Origin of the sequence: Flavobacterium ammonificans, from assembly GCF_020886115.1 — a bacterium.
Taxonomy (GTDB): Bacteria; Bacteroidota; Bacteroidia; order Flavobacteriales; family Flavobacteriaceae; genus Flavobacterium; species Flavobacterium ammonificans.
Map to the genome: position 1 here is coordinate 1208518 of NZ_AP025185.1, position 15540 is coordinate 1224057.

A 15540-nucleotide genomic window follows, 5' to 3' on the forward strand; every position below is an offset into this window, starting at 1 on the left:
TTAATTATTCCATTGCCAAATTTGCTGTTTTTAAGTAAAGTTTAGTCAAAATACCTTTTTATTGAATACAAAAAAAACCACCAGCCAAAGACTGATGGTTTCTTATCAACTAATCAAAAAAAACTTAAAATTTATCCCAGAATATTTTTGTTGTTTGAGTATCTCCACCCATTGCAGTTTTAGCTGCTTCATAGTTGGTTTTATTTAGTGTTGGCTCATTCAACGGGTAAGTATATCTAGTTGGTAAAGGTAAACCAGATACAGCAGCAGTATTGAATGAAGGAGCATCGTATTTTCTTTTTACAGACCAACCTTCAAAGCCTCTATTATACATTGCTAACCAAAATTGTAAACCAATTTTTTGTCTCCAAGTCCCTGTTGCAGTTGCATAAGCAACATCGGTTCTAGCTATGTAAGTTGCAATATCTGCAGAAGCAACACCCCAGTCAGTCATATTAGCTTCTATAGCAGCAGTATAATGCGCAGCTGCGGTACCTCCTACAGCATAGCCTCTTTCTATAGCTTCAGCTAATAAAAATCTAACTTCAGCATAGTCTAACAACACTCCTCTGAATGTTGGTTGATGCATCACTTTGCCAATATGTGAATAACTTAAAAAGTTACTAACTGCTCCATAAGTTGCACCAGAATATACATTAACTCCCATATTATTGTCAAAGTAAAATGCTCTTCTTGGATCATTTTTAGCATTCATATGATCAACAATTGTGTTAGCTGGTAAAAAGTCGCTTCTTCCAGATTGAACTAAATCTAACCAAAGTGGATTTGTATTTGGAGTAGATCCAAGATAATTTAAAACAACATTGTCGCTATTTGAATTTAAAACTCCAGAATTTACTGCCTCTTGAGCTGTTGTTTGAGCAACACTGTTATTTGCATCTGCCATTCTCATGGCAATTTTTAGTTTAACAGAATTAGCAAATTTCTTCCATTTTGCAATGTCTCCGTTAAAAATAATATCTGCAGATGTGTATCCTGTACCAGCTCCGTTTAATTTGGTTATTGCATCATTAATTCTTACTATTAAGTCAGTATAGATTGCTGCATCATCATTATAAGCGGGTGTTGGTTCCACTGCTCCTTTTAAAGCATCAGTATATGGAATGTCTCCATAAGTATCTACCATTTGTTGCCAAGCATATACTTCAATTACTGAAATCATTGCTTTTTGTTTATCATTTGAAGCTAATTTTTTTGCATCCTGCAAATCAAATAGCACATCTCTGCTAATTCTACTCCAATGATTTTGAGGAATAGCTCGAGTGTTAAAATCGTAATTACTTTCGTCAACATAAGTTGTTTCAGTCCAATATTGAGATAAAAGACGGTATATGTTATTATTGACATTTGTACTTTCCATTTGATCAAATAATGCTTTCGTTGCTGAAGTAAATAGTGCTTCCGAAGACACAGATGTTGGATTGTTAGGGTCTTTATTCAGTTCTTCAAATTTTTCATCACTAGCACAACTAGCAATGATTATTGAAGCTAATATTAATAAATATTTTTTCATATTTTTCATTTTTAAAATTCAAATTTTAAACTTGCTCCGATCTCTTTTACTGCAGGGTAAGCTCCAGATTGGTATCCTTGAACGTTACCTGAACCTAAACCTGCTTCTGGATCTGAGTATGGTGTGTTTTTGTGAATTATCCACAAGTTTCTTCCAATCAATGAGAAAGATAAGTTCTCAATAGATAATTTATTAATTAAGTCTTTTGGGAAAACATAAGATAAACTAACTTCTCTTAGTTTAACAAAAGAAGCATCGTATACGTGTTGAGATTGCGCTGCTCTAGCATAGCCCCATGGATTAGCATAGGTATCGGCTGCCGCTCTAACTGTATTTGGAGATCCATCAGCCTGAACACCTGGCAGTATAATTCCTCCACCTGAAGCTTTTGAATTACGTACTGGATTTCCTAATTCGTTAGTCCCTGCAGTAAAGTCATACAATCCTGTTGCGTAACCGTACCATGTGTCTAATGAAAATACATCTCCACCTTTTTGAACATCAACTAATGCACTTAAACTAAAGCTTTTGTACTTGAAAGTGTTTTTTACACCCCCAGTCCAATCTGGAGTTATATTTCCTATTTTTTCTGTTGTTCCACTTGTTAATTGGTAATATCCATTAGTTTTAACAATTGGTTGTCCATTGGTATGATAAACCAAATCTTTTCCTCTAATAACCCCAAAAGGCTCATTTAAGGCTCCACCTAAAGTTACACCACCTTGAACTGATGCTAGTTGCATGAATTCAATTCCTTCAGCTAATCTTGTAATAATTCCTTTGTTGGTAGACCAGTTTACTTTAACATCCCATGAAAAACTCGATGTTTTAATTGGGGTAGCGTTTAGCACAACTTCGTATCCTGTGTTTTCCATATCCCCACCATTTAACCAAAGGTTTGATGCTCCTGTAGAATTAGATACCGTAATTGGTGTAATTAAATCGATGGTTTTTCTTTTGTAGTATGAAAAATCAATTCCTAATCTATTATTTAAAAATTGTGCCTCTAATCCTAATTCAAATTCTTTACTGGTTTCGGATTTTAGATTAGCATTATTTAAAGCACTTGGATTACTTGCAGAAGCATTTCCATTAAAGGCAGCTCCAACATTATAGGTATTCAATACTTGATAAGGAGAAGTGTCGTTTCCAACCTCAGCATAATTAGCTCTAAATTTTCCAAATGTTAACCAATCTTTTTTAATTAAATTTGAAAAGATTAATGTTGATGCAACTGCAGGGTAATAATATTCGTTGTTGCTAGAAGGTAAGGCTGATGATTTATCTTTTCTTATCGATGCATCTAGGTAATAAGTCTCTTTATACCCAATCCCGGCTTTTGCGAAAACTCCTTCTACTCGTTTGGTATAATCTACTTTGTTATAATCTAATGATGTAAGAGGATTTACTGAGTTTGAAAGGGTAAATAAACCTGGCGTTACTAATCCTCCATTAGCTGAAGCAGCTAAGGAATTATTTTTGTTAACACGTACGTTATAACCAACTAAACCATTAAAATTTAAATCACTGCTGAAATCATGATTAAAGTTACCCATGATGTCGTAATTAATTTCAGAAGCTTTTCTGTTAGTAACAGTATAATCTGAAACGTCAGCTGAACCAACATCGATTCTTTCTTCTCTTATTTCTGAGTGACTATCAAAAGCAAATTTTCCAACAATATTAAACCAATTGTTTACTTTTTGTGTTGCTCCAAAGTTACCAGTGTATCTATCTCTACTATCACTTTGATAGTTTTTATAGGTATTCCAATATACATTATCTGTATAAATCGGAGACAAATCTATATGAGAATTGGTATTCCAAGTAATATTTTTACCAGTGTTAAAAAATGCTTCTTTTTGTTCTTGTACGTCAACATTAGTCTGCCACCATTGTCTAAAGGCTTGCATAGGATTTCCAGAACTATATCCAGTTCCATTTCTACCTCTACCGTTGTTGTTTGTAAATGAAAAATCTCCTGTTATTGTTAATTTCTCATTTAACTTTTGTGAAGCTGAAAAAGTTAATGTATTTCTTTTTAACAATGCATTAGGCGCAACCCCTTCCTGCATTTTATTAGTAAATCCAACTCGGAAAGTTGTTTGTTCGGTACTTTTACCGAAAGAAACCGAATTTGTTGTAGTCAAAGCATCTACAAAAAATGAATTTGGATTATTTTTTCCTGCAACCCATGGAGTAGCCTTGCGGTAACCAGGTAACTCAGGAAAGATAGAGTTCCATTGATAAACATTTAAATTTGGATCAAAAGCTGCTCCGTATGAAGCGTCTTCTGTAAATGGGACTGACAAGTCATTTGTACCGTCTCCATTAATATCAAATTGATCGTTAAAAAATTTATCTTCATCTGCTCCATAAAACGCTCCATATCCTGCGCCATATTTATTTTGATAAACAGGTAACGTATTCTTGTCTACTGTTCCAACTGTTATGGATGAGTTTACAGTAACTCCAATTCCTTTAGCGTTTTTACCTTTTTTTGTGGTAATAATTAACGCTCCATTTGAAGCTCTAGACCCATAAAGTGCTGTTGCTGCAGCGCCCTTTAGTACGTTTATGTTTTCAATGTCATCAGGGTTTATGTCAGATGCAGCATTCCCATAATCGTATCCGCCTCTTCCTGATGTAACGTCAGAACTGTTGTTTGTTTCGTTCAATACGGGTGTTCCGTCAATTACAATTAGGGCTTGATTACTTCCGTACAAAGATTTAAATCCACGAACGATAATGTTAGCAGAACCACCTAATGTACCAAATGATTGAATATCTAGTCCAGCAACTTCTCCAGATAGTGCATCTGCAAAGTTGGTGACTGGAGTATCAGCTATCTCATTACCCTTAACTTCTTGAGAAGCATAACCTAAAGCTTTTTTAGATTTTTTAACACCCATAGCCGTAACTACAGCGCCTTCTAGTTCAATAGCTCCTCCAGATAATTTAACATTAATTGAAGTTGATCCGGCTTTAACTTCTTGAGTGGTCATCCCGATATAGCTAAATATCAAGATTTGACTTGGTGTTGCTTTGATAGAGAATTTCCCATCAAAATCAGTTTGCGTTCCTGATTTAGTTCCTTTAACTAATACGCTTACCCCTGGTAGAGGTAAACCTGTATTGTCAGAAACAGTTCCTGAAACGACTCTTTCTTGCGCAAAACTAATTTGCGTCACTAGTGCTAGTAACAGCACTAAGAATCCATTTAATTTTAGTTTCATTTTTAATTATTTTGAATTAGTGAAGCAAAACTCTTAATAATATGTTAACAATCCTAGTAAATATTAAATTATTTTATAGAAATCATAAATAATTATTATTATTGGTTTTTGTGTTTTTAAAAATTCTACATTTTTTCAGGCAATTAATAAAGCTTTTTTTAATATTCTTAGTATTCGGACTTTGTTTATTTAATTTATCTAATAATTTATGTTAAAAAAATATTTTACTGTTAAGGACAGCATATTCTCTTACTAAAATAAGTTGGTTTTTAAATTAAATTTTTAAGACTGTTGAAAATTAATTAATTATGGTTTGCAGAGTTCAAAATTATTTATACATTTGCAACCCCGTAAAAAGCGGGAATTTAATATAATAAGAAATTTTTAGTATTAATTATGCCAACAATTCAACAATTAGTAAGAACAGGAAGAACTCAGATAACTAAGAAGAGTAAATCGGTTGCTTTAGATTCTTGTCCTCAAAGAAGAGGGGTTTGTACGCGTGTTTACACTACTACACCAAAAAAACCAAACTCTGCAATGCGTAAAGTTGCGCGTGTACGTTTGACAAATGGTAATGAGGTAAATGCCTACATCCCTGGAGAAGGACACAATTTACAAGAGCACTCGATAGTATTAGTTAGGGGTGGAAGGGTAAAAGATTTACCAGGAGTTAGATACCACATCGTTCGTGGTGCGCTTGATACATCAGGTGTAGCTGGAAGAACGCAAAGAAGATCTAAGTACGGTGCTAAACGCCCAAAAGAAGCAAAAAAGTAATTTGAACTAAAAGTTTAGAAGTTTATAAGTTTAGAAGTGTAGTTATTACTATACCTATAAATATATAAATGAAAAAATTTTTATTCTAAAAACAAAAAAGACATGAGAAAAAGAGCGGCAAAGAAAAGACCACTTTTACCAGATCCAAGGTTTAATGACCAATTGGTAACTCGTTTTGTGAACAACTTAATGTGGGACGGTAAGAAATCAACAGCTTTTAAAGTTTTTTATGATGCAATTGATATCATTGAAACAAAAAAGCAAGATGCAGAAAAATCATCATTAGAAATTTGGAAAGATGCGTTAACTAATGTTATGCCTCACGTAGAAGTACGTAGTCGTAGAGTTGGTGGAGCTACATTCCAAATTCCAATGCAAATTAGACCAGACAGAAAAATTTCTATGGCAATGAAGTGGTTAATACTTTATTCTAGAAGAAGAAATGAAAAATCGATGGCTCAAAGACTAGCTTCTGAATGTTTAGCTGCGGCTAAAGAAGAAGGAGCTGCTGTTAAGAAAAGAATGGATACTCACAAAATGGCAGAAGCTAACAAAGCTTTCTCTCACTTTAGATTTTAATTCATAAGAAATGGCTAGAGATTTAAAATATACAAGAAACATAGGTATTGCTGCTCATATTGATGCTGGTAAAACAACAACAACAGAGCGTATTTTATTCTATACAGGAAAATCACACAAAATTGGTGAGGTGCATGATGGTGCTGCAACAATGGACTGGATGGCACAAGAGCAAGAAAGAGGTATTACAATTACTTCTGCTGCTACAACTTGTGAGTGGAATTTTCCAACTGAGCAAGGTAAAATTTTACCTGAAACTACAGGTTACCATTTTAATATTATTGATACCCCAGGTCACGTTGACTTTACTGTAGAGGTAAACCGTTCATTACGTGTGCTTGATGGTTTAGTTTTCTTATTTAGTGCGGTTGATGGTGTTGAGCCACAATCAGAAACTAACTGGAGATTAGCCGATCAATATAGAGTTCCACGTATGGGATTCGTAAATAAAATGGACCGTCAAGGTTCTAACTTCTTAAACGTATGTCAACAAGTTAGAGATATGTTGAAATCTAACGCTGTTGCAATCACTTTGCCTATTGGTGAAGAGAATGATTTCAAAGGAGTAGTTGACTTGGTAAAAAATCAAGCTATTATTTGGCATGATGCTACACAAGGAGCGACTTTTGATATTGTTGATATTCCTGCTGATATGGTAGATGATGTAAAAGCATATAGATCTATTCTTATTGAAGCAGTAGCTGACTATGATGAAAATCTATTGGATAAGTACATGGAAGATGAAAACTCTATTACAGAGGATGAAATCAACACTGCTTTGAGAGCTGCTACAATTGATATGGCGATTATTCCTATGATTGCAGGTTCTTCTTTCAAAAATAAAGGAGTTCAGTTCATGTTAGATGCAGTTTGTAAGTACTTACCATCTCCATTGGATAAAGAAGGTATTGAAGGAATTCATCCTGATGATGCTGATTTATTAGAAGAAGATCAAACTAAAATATTACGTCGTCCAGATGTAAAAGAGCCGTTCGCTGCTTTGGCATTTAAGATTGCTACTGACCCTTATGTTGGTCGTTTGGCTTTCTTCCGTGCGTATTCTGGTCGTTTGGATGCAGGTTCTTACATCTTGAACACGCGTTCAGGAAACAAAGAAAGAATTTCTCGTATCTACCAAATGCACGCTAACAAACAAAATCCAATCGAATATATTGAGGCTGGAGATATTGGAGCGGCTGTTGGATTTAAAGATATCAAAACTGGGGATACTATGTGTGATGAAAAACACCCAATTATCCTTGAGTCTATGAAATTCCCAGATCCTGTAATTGGTATCGCTATTGAGCCTAAAACTAAAGCTGACGTTGATAAAATGGGTATGGCTTTGGCTAAATTGGCAGAGGAAGATCCAACATTTACTGTAAGAACTGATGAAGCTTCAGGTCAAACGATTATTTCAGGTATGGGTGAGTTACACTTAGACATTCTTGTAGATCGTATGAAACGTGAATTCAAAGTTGAAGTAAACCAAGGTGAGCCTCAAGTAGAATACAAAGAAGCGTTTACAAAAGAAGCTCAACATAGAGAAGTGTACAAAAAACAATCTGGAGGTCGTGGTAAATTTGGAGATATCGTTTTCCGTTTAGAGCCTGCAGATGTTGTTGATGGAAAAGCTCCAGTTGGATTACAATTTGTGAATGAAGTTAAAGGAGGAAACGTTCCTAAAGAATATATTCCTGCTGTTGAGAAAGGTTTCAGAGAAGCTATGAAGACAGGACCATTAGCTGGTTATACTGTAGATAGTTTAAAAGTAACTTTATTAGACGGTTCTTATCACCCAGTGGATTCTGATGCATTGTCATTTGAATTAGCTGCAAGAATGGGTTATAAAGAAGTGGCAAAAGCAGCTGGTGCAGTTATCCTTGAGCCTATTATGAAAATCGAAGTGATTACTCCAGAAGAAAATATGGGGGATATCGTTGGGGATTTGAATAGAAGAAGAGGTCAAGTAAATGACATGGGAGACAGAGCAGGTGCTAAAACTATTAAAGCAAATGTTCCTTTATCTGAAATGTTTGGATATGTTACAACATTAAGAACATTATCATCAGGTAGAGCAACTTCTACTATGGAATTTTCACACTATGAACAAACTCCTTCTAATATTTCAGAAGAAGTGATCAAAAAAGCAAAAGGTAACGCTTAATTTTTAAGAAAATGAGTCAAAAAATCAGAATAAAACTAAAATCTTACGATCATATGTTGGTAGACAAGTCTGCTGAAAAGATTGTAAAAACGGTGAAAACTACCGGTGCAGTTGTAACAGGACCAATTCCATTGCCAACTCACAAAAAATTATTCACGGTATTACGTTCTCCACACGTTAACAAAAAAGCGAGAGAACAATTTGAAGTGATGTCATACAAGAGATTAATTGACATTTATTCATCTTCATCTAAAACTATTGATGCTTTAATGAAATTAGAATTGCCTAGTGGAGTTGAAGTAGAAATCAAAGTTTAGGTAGCTGTATTTTCGAAATACAAGAGCATTCCGTTTAAGCGAAAACTATTTTTTGGAATATCTGCAAATAAGTTCTACTTTTGCACCTCATTTTAAAAAAATAGAATCCGCTTAAATGGGTGTTCTATATTTATATTTAATAATTAATAATTAATATTTATGTCTGGGTTAATTGGTAGAAAAATCGGCATGACTAGCATTTTCGACGAAAACGGGAAGAATATTCCTTGTACAGTAATCGAAGCTGGACCATGTGTTGTTACCCAAGTCAGAACCAAAGGTGTTGACGGGTATGAAGCGTTGCAACTTGGTTTCGATGACAAAAACGAGAAACATTCCACAAAAGCGGCTTTAGGTCACTTTAAAAAAGCGGGAACTGTTGCTAAGAAAAAAGTCGTTGAATTCCAAAATTTTGCAACTGAACAAAAATTAGGAGATCTTATTGATGTTTCTATTTTTGAAGAAGGAGAATTTGTAGATGTACAAGGTGTATCTAAAGGTAAAGGTTTCCAAGGTGTTGTTAAACGTCACGGTTTTGGTGGTGTTGGACAAGCTACACATGGTCAGCACAACCGTTTAAGAGCGCCAGGTTCTGTAGGAGCTTCTTCTTATCCATCTAGAGTATTCAAAGGAATGCGTATGGCTGGAAGAATGGGAGGAGATAATGTAAAAGTTCAAAACCTTAGAGTTTTAAAAGTAGTGGCTGAAAAGAACCTACTTGTTATTAAAGGATGTGTTCCTGGTCATAACAACTCTTATGTAATCATTCAGAAGTAATGGAAGTAAAAGTATTAGATTTCAACGGAAAAGATACTGGAAGAAAAGTTCAACTTTCTGATTCAGTATTCGCAATTGAACCAAATAATCACGCAGTATACCTTGATGTGAAGCAATATCTTGCTAATCAAAGACAAGGAACGCACAAAGCAAAAGAAAGAGCTGAAGTTGCGGGAAGTACACGTAAGATTAAGAAACAAAAAGGTACCGGAACAGCTCGTGCTGGTTCTGCAAAAAACCCATTGTTTAAAGGTGGAGGAACAGTTTTCGGACCTAGACCAAGAAGTTATTCATTCAAATTGAATAAAAACTTGAAACGTTTAGCTAGAAAATCAGCTTTCTCAATCAAAGCAAAAGAGTCAAATATCATCGTTTTAGAAGACTTCAATTTTGAAACTCCAAGCACTAAAAATTTCATTAACGTTTTGAAATCGTTAGGCTTAGAAAACAAAAAATCCTTGTTCGTGTTGGGTGATTCAAATAAAAATGTATATTTGTCGTCACGCAATTTAAAGGCTTCTAACGTAGTAAGTAGCTCAGAATTAAGTACTTACGCCATCTTAAACGCTAATAATGTAGTGCTTTTAGAAGGTTCTTTGGAAGGAATTGAAGATAATTTAAGCAAATAAATAGGAAAATGAGTATTATAATCAGACCTATAGTAACTGAAAAAGTAACCAAAGAAAGTGAAGTTTTAAACCGCTTCGGATTTTTTGTTAACAAAAAAGCAAACAAAGTTGAGATTAAGAAAGCTGTTGAAGCTACTTATGGAGTAACTGTTGTTAGTGTTAACACAATTAACGTAAGACCGGATAGAACTACAAAATACACTAAAAGTGGTTTGATCAGTGGTAAAACAAATGCTGAAAAGAAAGCATTTGTACAAGTAAAAGAAGGAGAATCAATTGATTTTTACAACAATATCTAATAGAGAACAATGTCAGTTAGAAAATTAAAACCTATTACCCCAGGTCAGCGATTTAGAGTTGTGAATGGTTATGACGCCATTACAACTGATAAGCCGGAACGCTCTTTGATAGCGCCGATAAAAAACTCTGGAGGTAGAAATAGTCAAGGAAAGATGACCATGCGTTATACGGGTGGTGGTCACAAGCAGAGATATCGTATTATTGATTTTAAACGTACTAAAGAAGGAATTCCTGCTACGGTTAAATCAATCGAATACGATCCAAATCGTACTGCGTTTATCGCTTTATTAGCTTATGCTGATGGAGAGAAAACTTATGTTATTGCACAAAACGGATTGAAAGTGGGTCAGAAATTAGTTTCTGGACCAGAATCTCAACCTGAAATTGGTAATACATTGCCATTAAGCAGAATTCCATTAGGAACTGTTATTTCATGTATTGAGTTGCGTCCAGGTCAAGGAGCAGTTATTGCTCGTTCAGCTGGAACATTCGCTCAATTAATGGCAAGAGATGGAAAATATGCTACAATTAAAATGCCATCAGGAGAAACAAGATTAATCTTGTTAACCTGTTCAGCTACAATTGGAGCAGTTTCTAATTCTGATCATCAATTAGTTGTATCTGGTAAAGCAGGTAGAACAAGATGGTTAGGAAGAAGACCTAGAACAAGACCTGTTGCAATGAACCCTGTCGATCACCCAATGGGTGGTGGTGAAGGACGTTCTTCTGGTGGACATCCACGTTCAAGAAATGGAATACCAGCTAAAGGTTATAGAACTCGTTCTAAGAAAAACCCGAGTAACAAGTATATCGTAGAACGTAGAAAGAAATAATAAGATATGGCACGTTCATTAAAAAAAGGACCTTTCGTTCATTATAAGTTAGACAAGAAAGTTCAAGAAAACATTGAAAAAGGTGGTAGTGGAGTTGTTAAGACATGGTCTAGAGCTTCAATGATCACTCCAGACTTTGTTGGACAAACAATCGCAGTTCATAACGGTCGTCAGTTTGTACCAGTTTACGTTACAGAAAACATGGTAGGTCACAAATTAGGAGAATTTTCACCAACAAGATCTTTTAGAGGTCACGCTGGAGCAAAAAATAAAGGTAAAAAATAAGAAGCAATGGGAGTTCGTAAAAGAGAAACAGCAGACGCAAGAAAAGAGGCTAATAAGTCACTAGCTTTTGCAAAATTGAATAACTGCCCTACTTCACCTAGAAAAATGCGCTTAGTTGCGGACTTGGTAAGAGGTCAGAAAGTGGAAAGAGCACTTAATATATTAAGATTTAGCTCAAAAGAAGCTTCAAGAAAATTAGAGAAACTATTATTATCTGCAATCAATAACTGGGAGCAAAAAAATAGTGAAGGTAATGTTACTGAAGCAGGCTTATTTATAAAAGAGATCAGAGTAGATGGTGGTATGATGTTGAAAAGACTTCGTCCAGCTCCACAAGGTCGTGCACACAGAATTAGAAAACGTTCTAACCACGTAACAATCGTGTTAGGAGCTATTAATAACACACAAAGCAATTAATAAAGATGGGACAAAAGACAAATCCAATTGGAAATAGACTTGGTATCATCAGAGGATGGGACTCTAACTGGTATGGTGGAAATGATTATGGCGATAAATTAGCCGAAGATCACAAAATCAGAAAGTACATCCATGCTCGTTTATCAAAAGCTAGTGTATCAAAAGTAATCATCGAGAGAACTTTGAAACTTGTAACCGTTACTATCACAACTGCTAGACCTGGTATCATTATCGGAAAAGGTGGGCAAGAGGTAGACAAGTTGAAAGAAGAACTTAAGAAAATTACTGACAAAGAGGTTCAAATTAACATCTTTGAAATCAAAAGACCTGAACTTGATGCTTATTTAGTTGCAACAAGTATCTGTCGTCAAATCGAGAGTCGTATTTCTTACAGACGTGCAATCAAAATGGCTATTGCTGCTTCTATGCGTATGAACGCTGAAGGTATCAAAGTTTTGATTTCTGGTCGTTTGAATGGAGCTGAGATGGCGCGTTCAGAAGGTTTCAAAGAAGGTAGAATTCCTCTATCAACTTTCAGAGCCGATATTGATTATGCTTTAGCAGAAGCGCATACTACTTATGGTAGAATGGGTATTAAAGTATGGATCATGAAAGGTGAAGTTTATGGAAAGAGAGATCTTTCTCCGCTTGCTGGAATGGACAAAAAACAATCTGGTGCAGGTGGTAAAGGTGGAGATGCTCCTAGAGGCAAATCTAACTTTAATAAAGGTGGAAAACCAGACGCTCGTAAAAGAAAGTAAATTTTTAAACTAAAGAAAAATGTTACAGCCTAAAAGAACAAAATACCGTAAGGTACAGAAAGGTAAAATGAAAGGAAACTCTCAAAGAGGGCATGAACTTTCTAATGGAATGTTTGGTATTAAATCTGTACATGAAGATGGAATGTTCTTAACCTCTCGTCAAATCGAAGCTGCACGTATTGCTGCAACTCGTTACATGAAGAGAGAAGGACAATTATGGATCAAAATATTTCCAGACAAACCAATCACTAAGAAACCTCTTGAAGTACGTATGGGTAAAGGTAAAGGAGCCGTTGAATATTGGGCTGCCGTTGTTAAACCCGGAAGAATCATGTTTGAAGTTGGTGGAGTACCTTTGTCAGTTGCAAAAGAGGCGTTACGTCTTGCAGCACAAAAACTTCCAGTAAAAACTAAATTCGTTGTTGCGAGAGATTTCGAAGCATAATCTAATTATATTATGAAACAATCAGAAATAAAAAATCTTTCTGCAGCTGAGTTGCAAGAAAATCTTAGCCAGACTAAGAAAGCTTATGCTAACCTAAAATTGGCTCACGCTATCTCACCAATTGAGAATCCATTACAGATTAGAACTGTAAGAAGAACAATTGCAAGATTGGCGACTGAGCTTACAAAAAGAGAGTTACAATAATTGTAATCTGCTGAAAGATGGAAAAAAGAAATTTAAGAAAAGAGAGAATTGGTGTTGTTACTTCTAACAAAATGGAGAAATCTATTGTTGTTGCTGAAGTACGTAAAGTAAAACACCCTTTATACGGTAAGTTCGTGTTGAAAACTAAAAAGTATCACGCACACGACGAAAAGAACGACTGTAACATTGGAGATACTGTAAGGATAAGTGAAACTCGTCCTTTGAGTAAAACAAAATGTTGGAGGTTAGTTGAAATCATTGAAAGAGCTAAATAATTATGGTACAACAAGAATCAAGACTAAAAGTAGCAGATAACACAGGAGCTAAAGAAGTTTTAACTATCCGTGTTTTAGGAGGTACCAAAAGAAGGTATGCCTCTGTTGGTGACAAGATTGTAGTTTCTATCAAAGATGCAACTCCTAACGGAAACGTTAAAAAAGGAGCTGTTTCAACTGCAGTTGTTGTACGTACCAAAAAAGAAGTGAGAAGAGCCGATGGTTCATACATCAGATTTGATGACAACGCATGTGTGTTATTGAATGCTGCTGGTGAAATGAGAGGAACTCGTGTTTTTGGTCCGGTAGCAAGAGAACTTCGTGAAAAACAATTCATGAAAATTGTATCATTAGCACCAGAAGTGCTTTAATTCGTTTTAAGATGATAAAGCTAAAAATAAAATCAGGAGACGTAGTAAGAGTTATTGCAGGTGACCATAAAGGTGCTGAAGGTAAAGTTTTACGCGTGTACCGTGAGAAAAACAAAGCGATCGTTGAAGGTGTAAACATGGTTTCGAAACATACTAAACCAAGTGCTAAAAACCCTCAAGGTGGTATCGTTAAGAAAGAAGCTTCTATTCAAATTTCAAATATTGCTTTAATTGATCCTAAAACTAAAGGAACAACTAGAGTTGGTATTAGAGTAGAAGGAGATAAGAAAGTGAGATTTTCAAAAAAATCTAATCAAGTACTATAGTGATGGCATATACACCTAGACTAAAAGAAGAATACAAGAGCAGAGTTATTGCTGCTCTTAAAGAGGAATTCGGATATACAAACGTAATGCAAGTTCCAAAATTGGAAAAAATCGTTTTGAGCCGTGGAGTTGGTGCAGCTGTATCTGATAAAAAATTAATCGACTATGCAGTTGATGAATTGACAAAGATCACTGGACAAAAAGCAGTTTCTACAATTTCTAAGAAAGACGTTGCGTCTTTCAAATTGAGAAAAGGAATGCCAATTGGAGCAAAAGTAACTCTTCGTGGAGAAAGAATGTATGAGTTTTTAGACAGACTTATTACTTCTGCTTTACCACGTGTTAGAGATTTTAGTGGTATCAAAGCTACTGGTTTCGACGGAAGAGGTAACTATAACCTTGGAGTGTTAGAGCAAATCATTTTCCCAGAAATTGATATTGATAAAGTAAACAAAATATCTGGAATGGATATCACATTTGTTACTACTGCTCAAACAGATAAGGAAGCAAAATCGTTATTGGCTGAACTAGGATTACCTTTTAAAAAGAATTAAGACATGGCTAAAGAATCAATGAAAGCCCGCGAGGTGAAAAGAGAAAAAACGGTAGCAAAGTATGCTGAGAAAAGAAAAGCTTTGTTAGAAGCTGGAGATTTCGTAGGTTTGCAAAAATTACCAAAAAATGCTTCACCTGTTCGTTTACACAATCGTTGTAAATTAACTGGAAGACCAAGAGGATATATTCGTCAATTTGGTATTTCACGTGTAACATTCCGCGAAATGGCTAACAACGGGTTAATTCCTGGAGTTAAGAAAGCTAGCTGGTAAGAATAAAGAATTATAAATTGGTTTAAGGTTCGATGGCAGGGTGCCATCGAAAACCAAAACCGCAAATTGATACATATGTATACAGATCCAATTGCAGATTACTTGACGCGAGTTCGTAACGCTGTGGCTGCAAACCACAAAGTTGTTGAAATTCCGGCATCTAATCTAAAAAAAGAGATTACAAAGATCTTATTTGATCAAGGGTATATCTTAAGTTATAAGTTTGAGCAGAATACCGTTCAGGGTTCTATCAAAATTGCTTTGAAGTATGATAAAGATACTAAAGAGCCTGTTATCAAAGATATCCAAAGAATTAGTAAACCAGGTTTACGTAAATATGCAGGTGCTTCTAAAATTCCAAGAATCCTTAACGGATTAGGTATTGCGATTGTTTCTACTTCAAAAGGTCTTATGACTGGGAAACAAGCTAAGCAATTGAATGTGGGTGGTGAAGTAATTTGTTACGTATACTAATAT

21 protein-coding genes are annotated in these 15540 nt (G+C 35.2%); 19 read left to right on the top strand and 2 right to left on the bottom strand.

Annotation, left to right across the window (positions count from 1 at the left end; genetic code table 11):
* Positions 1 to 124: 124 nt before the first annotated feature.
* Positions 125 to 1534, bottom strand: coding sequence for a SusD/RagB family nutrient-binding outer membrane lipoprotein (locus tag LPC20_RS05130; RefSeq protein WP_229323179.1), 1410 nt, complete (start codon positions 1532 to 1534; stop codon positions 125 to 127).
* 11 nt (positions 1535 to 1545) lie between these two features.
* Entirely contained in the window at positions 1546 to 4770 is a 3225-nt protein-coding gene (locus tag LPC20_RS05135) for a SusC/RagA family TonB-linked outer membrane protein (protein ID WP_229323181.1), read from the bottom strand.
* Positions 4771 to 5166: 396 nt separating this feature from the next.
* On the opposite strand from LPC20_RS05135, the gene rpsL reads away from it, so the two are divergent.
* The 19 genes from rpsL (at position 5167) to rpsH (ending at position 15537) form a co-directional block, all read left to right on the top strand.
* Positions 5167 to 5550, top strand: a complete 384-nt coding sequence (gene rpsL / locus LPC20_RS05140) for a 30S ribosomal protein S12 (RefSeq protein ID WP_007136570.1) — start codon at positions 5167 to 5169, stop codon at positions 5548 to 5550.
* A gap of 102 nt (positions 5551 to 5652) precedes the next feature.
* On the top strand, positions 5653 to 6129 hold the full coding sequence (rpsG, locus tag LPC20_RS05145; protein WP_121337677.1) for a 30S ribosomal protein S7: 477 nt from the start codon (positions 5653 to 5655) through the stop codon (positions 6127 to 6129).
* A gap of 10 nt (positions 6130 to 6139) precedes the next feature.
* Entirely contained in the window at positions 6140 to 8296 is a 2157-nt protein-coding gene (gene fusA, locus LPC20_RS05150; protein WP_229323183.1) for an elongation factor G, read from the top strand.
* An 11-nt stretch (positions 8297 to 8307) separates the two neighbouring features.
* Positions 8308 to 8613 (top strand): 30S ribosomal protein S10, encoded by a 306-nt coding sequence (gene rpsJ / locus LPC20_RS05155; protein ID WP_007803605.1) that lies wholly within the window; start codon positions 8308 to 8310, stop codon positions 8611 to 8613.
* A gap of 159 nt (positions 8614 to 8772) precedes the next feature.
* Positions 8773 to 9390 (top strand): 50S ribosomal protein L3, encoded by a 618-nt coding sequence (gene rplC / locus LPC20_RS05160; RefSeq protein ID WP_229323185.1) that lies wholly within the window; start codon positions 8773 to 8775, stop codon positions 9388 to 9390.
* Positions 9390 to 10019, top strand: coding sequence for a 50S ribosomal protein L4 (gene rplD, locus LPC20_RS05165; protein ID WP_229318484.1), 630 nt, complete (start codon positions 9390 to 9392; stop codon positions 10017 to 10019). Before rplC ends, rplD begins: the two co-directional genes overlap by 1 nt.
* Before the next feature lie 8 nt (positions 10020 to 10027).
* On the top strand, positions 10028 to 10318 hold the full coding sequence (gene rplW / locus LPC20_RS05170; RefSeq protein ID WP_229318493.1) for a 50S ribosomal protein L23: 291 nt from the start codon (positions 10028 to 10030) through the stop codon (positions 10316 to 10318).
* 9 nt (positions 10319 to 10327) lie between these two features.
* The gene (gene rplB / locus LPC20_RS05175; RefSeq protein ID WP_059114053.1) at positions 10328 to 11152 is read left to right on the top strand and encodes a 50S ribosomal protein L2; all 825 of its coding nucleotides are present in this window, start codon (positions 10328 to 10330) and stop codon (positions 11150 to 11152) included.
* Between the two features lie 6 nt (positions 11153 to 11158).
* Positions 11159 to 11437, top strand: a complete 279-nt coding sequence (gene rpsS, locus LPC20_RS05180; RefSeq protein WP_229318495.1) for a 30S ribosomal protein S19 — start codon at positions 11159 to 11161, stop codon at positions 11435 to 11437.
* Positions 11438 to 11443: 6 nt separating this feature from the next.
* Positions 11444 to 11854 carry a 50S ribosomal protein L22 gene (rplV, locus tag LPC20_RS05185; RefSeq protein WP_229323186.1) on the top strand — a complete coding sequence of 137 codons (411 nt, stop codon included), beginning with the start codon at positions 11444 to 11446 and terminating at the stop codon, positions 11852 to 11854.
* A 5-nt stretch (positions 11855 to 11859) separates the two neighbouring features.
* A complete protein-coding gene (gene rpsC / locus LPC20_RS05190) occupies positions 11860 to 12615 on the top strand; it encodes a 30S ribosomal protein S3 (RefSeq protein WP_229318501.1) in 756 nt (251 codons plus the stop codon).
* Positions 12616 to 12634: 19 nt separating this feature from the next.
* Positions 12635 to 13060: a 50S ribosomal protein L16 gene (gene rplP / locus LPC20_RS05195; protein ID WP_017495016.1), complete on the top strand. Its 426-nt coding sequence runs from the start codon at positions 12635 to 12637 to the stop codon at positions 13058 to 13060.
* A gap of 12 nt (positions 13061 to 13072) precedes the next feature.
* Positions 13073 to 13264, top strand: coding sequence for a 50S ribosomal protein L29 (rpmC, locus tag LPC20_RS05200; RefSeq protein ID WP_229323188.1), 192 nt, complete (start codon positions 13073 to 13075; stop codon positions 13262 to 13264).
* 17 nt (positions 13265 to 13281) lie between these two features.
* Positions 13282 to 13539: a 30S ribosomal protein S17 gene (rpsQ, locus tag LPC20_RS05205; protein WP_229318505.1), complete on the top strand. Its 258-nt coding sequence runs from the start codon at positions 13282 to 13284 to the stop codon at positions 13537 to 13539.
* A 2-nt stretch (positions 13540 to 13541) separates the two neighbouring features.
* Complete coding sequence (gene rplN / locus LPC20_RS05210; protein ID WP_007803649.1) at positions 13542 to 13910, top strand: 50S ribosomal protein L14; 369 nt, start codon at positions 13542 to 13544, stop codon at positions 13908 to 13910.
* Between the two features lie 11 nt (positions 13911 to 13921).
* On the top strand, positions 13922 to 14236 hold the full coding sequence (gene rplX, locus LPC20_RS05215; protein ID WP_229318507.1) for a 50S ribosomal protein L24: 315 nt from the start codon (positions 13922 to 13924) through the stop codon (positions 14234 to 14236).
* A 2-nt stretch (positions 14237 to 14238) separates the two neighbouring features.
* Positions 14239 to 14790, top strand: coding sequence for a 50S ribosomal protein L5 (gene rplE, locus LPC20_RS05220; protein ID WP_047774308.1), 552 nt, complete (start codon positions 14239 to 14241; stop codon positions 14788 to 14790).
* Positions 14791 to 14793: 3 nt separating this feature from the next.
* Positions 14794 to 15063: a 30S ribosomal protein S14 gene (gene rpsN / locus LPC20_RS05225; protein WP_121337687.1), complete on the top strand. Its 270-nt coding sequence runs from the start codon at positions 14794 to 14796 to the stop codon at positions 15061 to 15063.
* Between the two features lie 75 nt (positions 15064 to 15138).
* A complete protein-coding gene (rpsH, locus tag LPC20_RS05230; RefSeq protein ID WP_229318508.1) occupies positions 15139 to 15537 on the top strand; it encodes a 30S ribosomal protein S8 in 399 nt (132 codons plus the stop codon).
* Positions 15538 to 15540: the final 3 nt, after the last annotated feature.

What these genes read in the sequence shown, in the direction of transcription:
- rplC (WP_229323185.1), top strand. Translation starts at nt 8,773, where the DNA reads ATGTCTGGGTTAATTGGTAGAAAAATCGGCATGACTAGCATTTTCGAC.
- LPC20_RS05130 (WP_229323179.1), bottom strand. Translation starts at nt 1,534, where the DNA reads ATGAAAAAATATTTATTAATATTAGCTTCAATAATCATTGCTAGTTGT.
- rpsG (WP_121337677.1), top strand. Translation starts at nt 5,653, where the DNA reads ATGAGAAAAAGAGCGGCAAAGAAAAGACCACTTTTACCAGATCCAAGG.
- rplV (WP_229323186.1), top strand. Translation starts at nt 11,444, where the DNA reads ATGGGAGTTCGTAAAAGAGAAACAGCAGACGCAAGAAAAGAGGCTAAT.
- rpsL (WP_007136570.1), top strand. Translation starts at nt 5,167, where the DNA reads ATGCCAACAATTCAACAATTAGTAAGAACAGGAAGAACTCAGATAACT.
- rpsS (WP_229318495.1), top strand. Translation starts at nt 11,159, where the DNA reads ATGGCACGTTCATTAAAAAAAGGACCTTTCGTTCATTATAAGTTAGAC.
- fusA (WP_229323183.1), top strand. Translation starts at nt 6,140, where the DNA reads ATGGCTAGAGATTTAAAATATACAAGAAACATAGGTATTGCTGCTCAT.
- rpsC (WP_229318501.1), top strand. Translation starts at nt 11,860, where the DNA reads ATGGGACAAAAGACAAATCCAATTGGAAATAGACTTGGTATCATCAGA.
- rplP (WP_017495016.1), top strand. Translation starts at nt 12,635, where the DNA reads ATGTTACAGCCTAAAAGAACAAAATACCGTAAGGTACAGAAAGGTAAA.
- rplN (WP_007803649.1), top strand. Translation starts at nt 13,542, where the DNA reads ATGGTACAACAAGAATCAAGACTAAAAGTAGCAGATAACACAGGAGCT.
- rplB (WP_059114053.1), top strand. Translation starts at nt 10,328, where the DNA reads ATGTCAGTTAGAAAATTAAAACCTATTACCCCAGGTCAGCGATTTAGA.
- LPC20_RS05135 (WP_229323181.1), bottom strand. Translation starts at nt 4,770, where the DNA reads ATGAAACTAAAATTAAATGGATTCTTAGTGCTGTTACTAGCACTAGTG.
- rplW (WP_229318493.1), top strand. Translation starts at nt 10,028, where the DNA reads ATGAGTATTATAATCAGACCTATAGTAACTGAAAAAGTAACCAAAGAA.
- rpsN (WP_121337687.1), top strand. Translation starts at nt 14,794, where the DNA reads ATGGCTAAAGAATCAATGAAAGCCCGCGAGGTGAAAAGAGAAAAAACG.
- rplD (WP_229318484.1), top strand. Translation starts at nt 9,390, where the DNA reads ATGGAAGTAAAAGTATTAGATTTCAACGGAAAAGATACTGGAAGAAAA.
- rplE (WP_047774308.1), top strand. Translation starts at nt 14,239, where the DNA reads ATGGCATATACACCTAGACTAAAAGAAGAATACAAGAGCAGAGTTATT.
- rpmC (WP_229323188.1), top strand. Translation starts at nt 13,073, where the DNA reads ATGAAACAATCAGAAATAAAAAATCTTTCTGCAGCTGAGTTGCAAGAA.
- rpsJ (WP_007803605.1), top strand. Translation starts at nt 8,308, where the DNA reads ATGAGTCAAAAAATCAGAATAAAACTAAAATCTTACGATCATATGTTG.
- rplX (WP_229318507.1), top strand. Translation starts at nt 13,922, where the DNA reads ATGATAAAGCTAAAAATAAAATCAGGAGACGTAGTAAGAGTTATTGCA.
- rpsQ (WP_229318505.1), top strand. Translation starts at nt 13,282, where the DNA reads ATGGAAAAAAGAAATTTAAGAAAAGAGAGAATTGGTGTTGTTACTTCT.
- rpsH (WP_229318508.1), top strand. Translation starts at nt 15,139, where the DNA reads ATGTATACAGATCCAATTGCAGATTACTTGACGCGAGTTCGTAACGCT.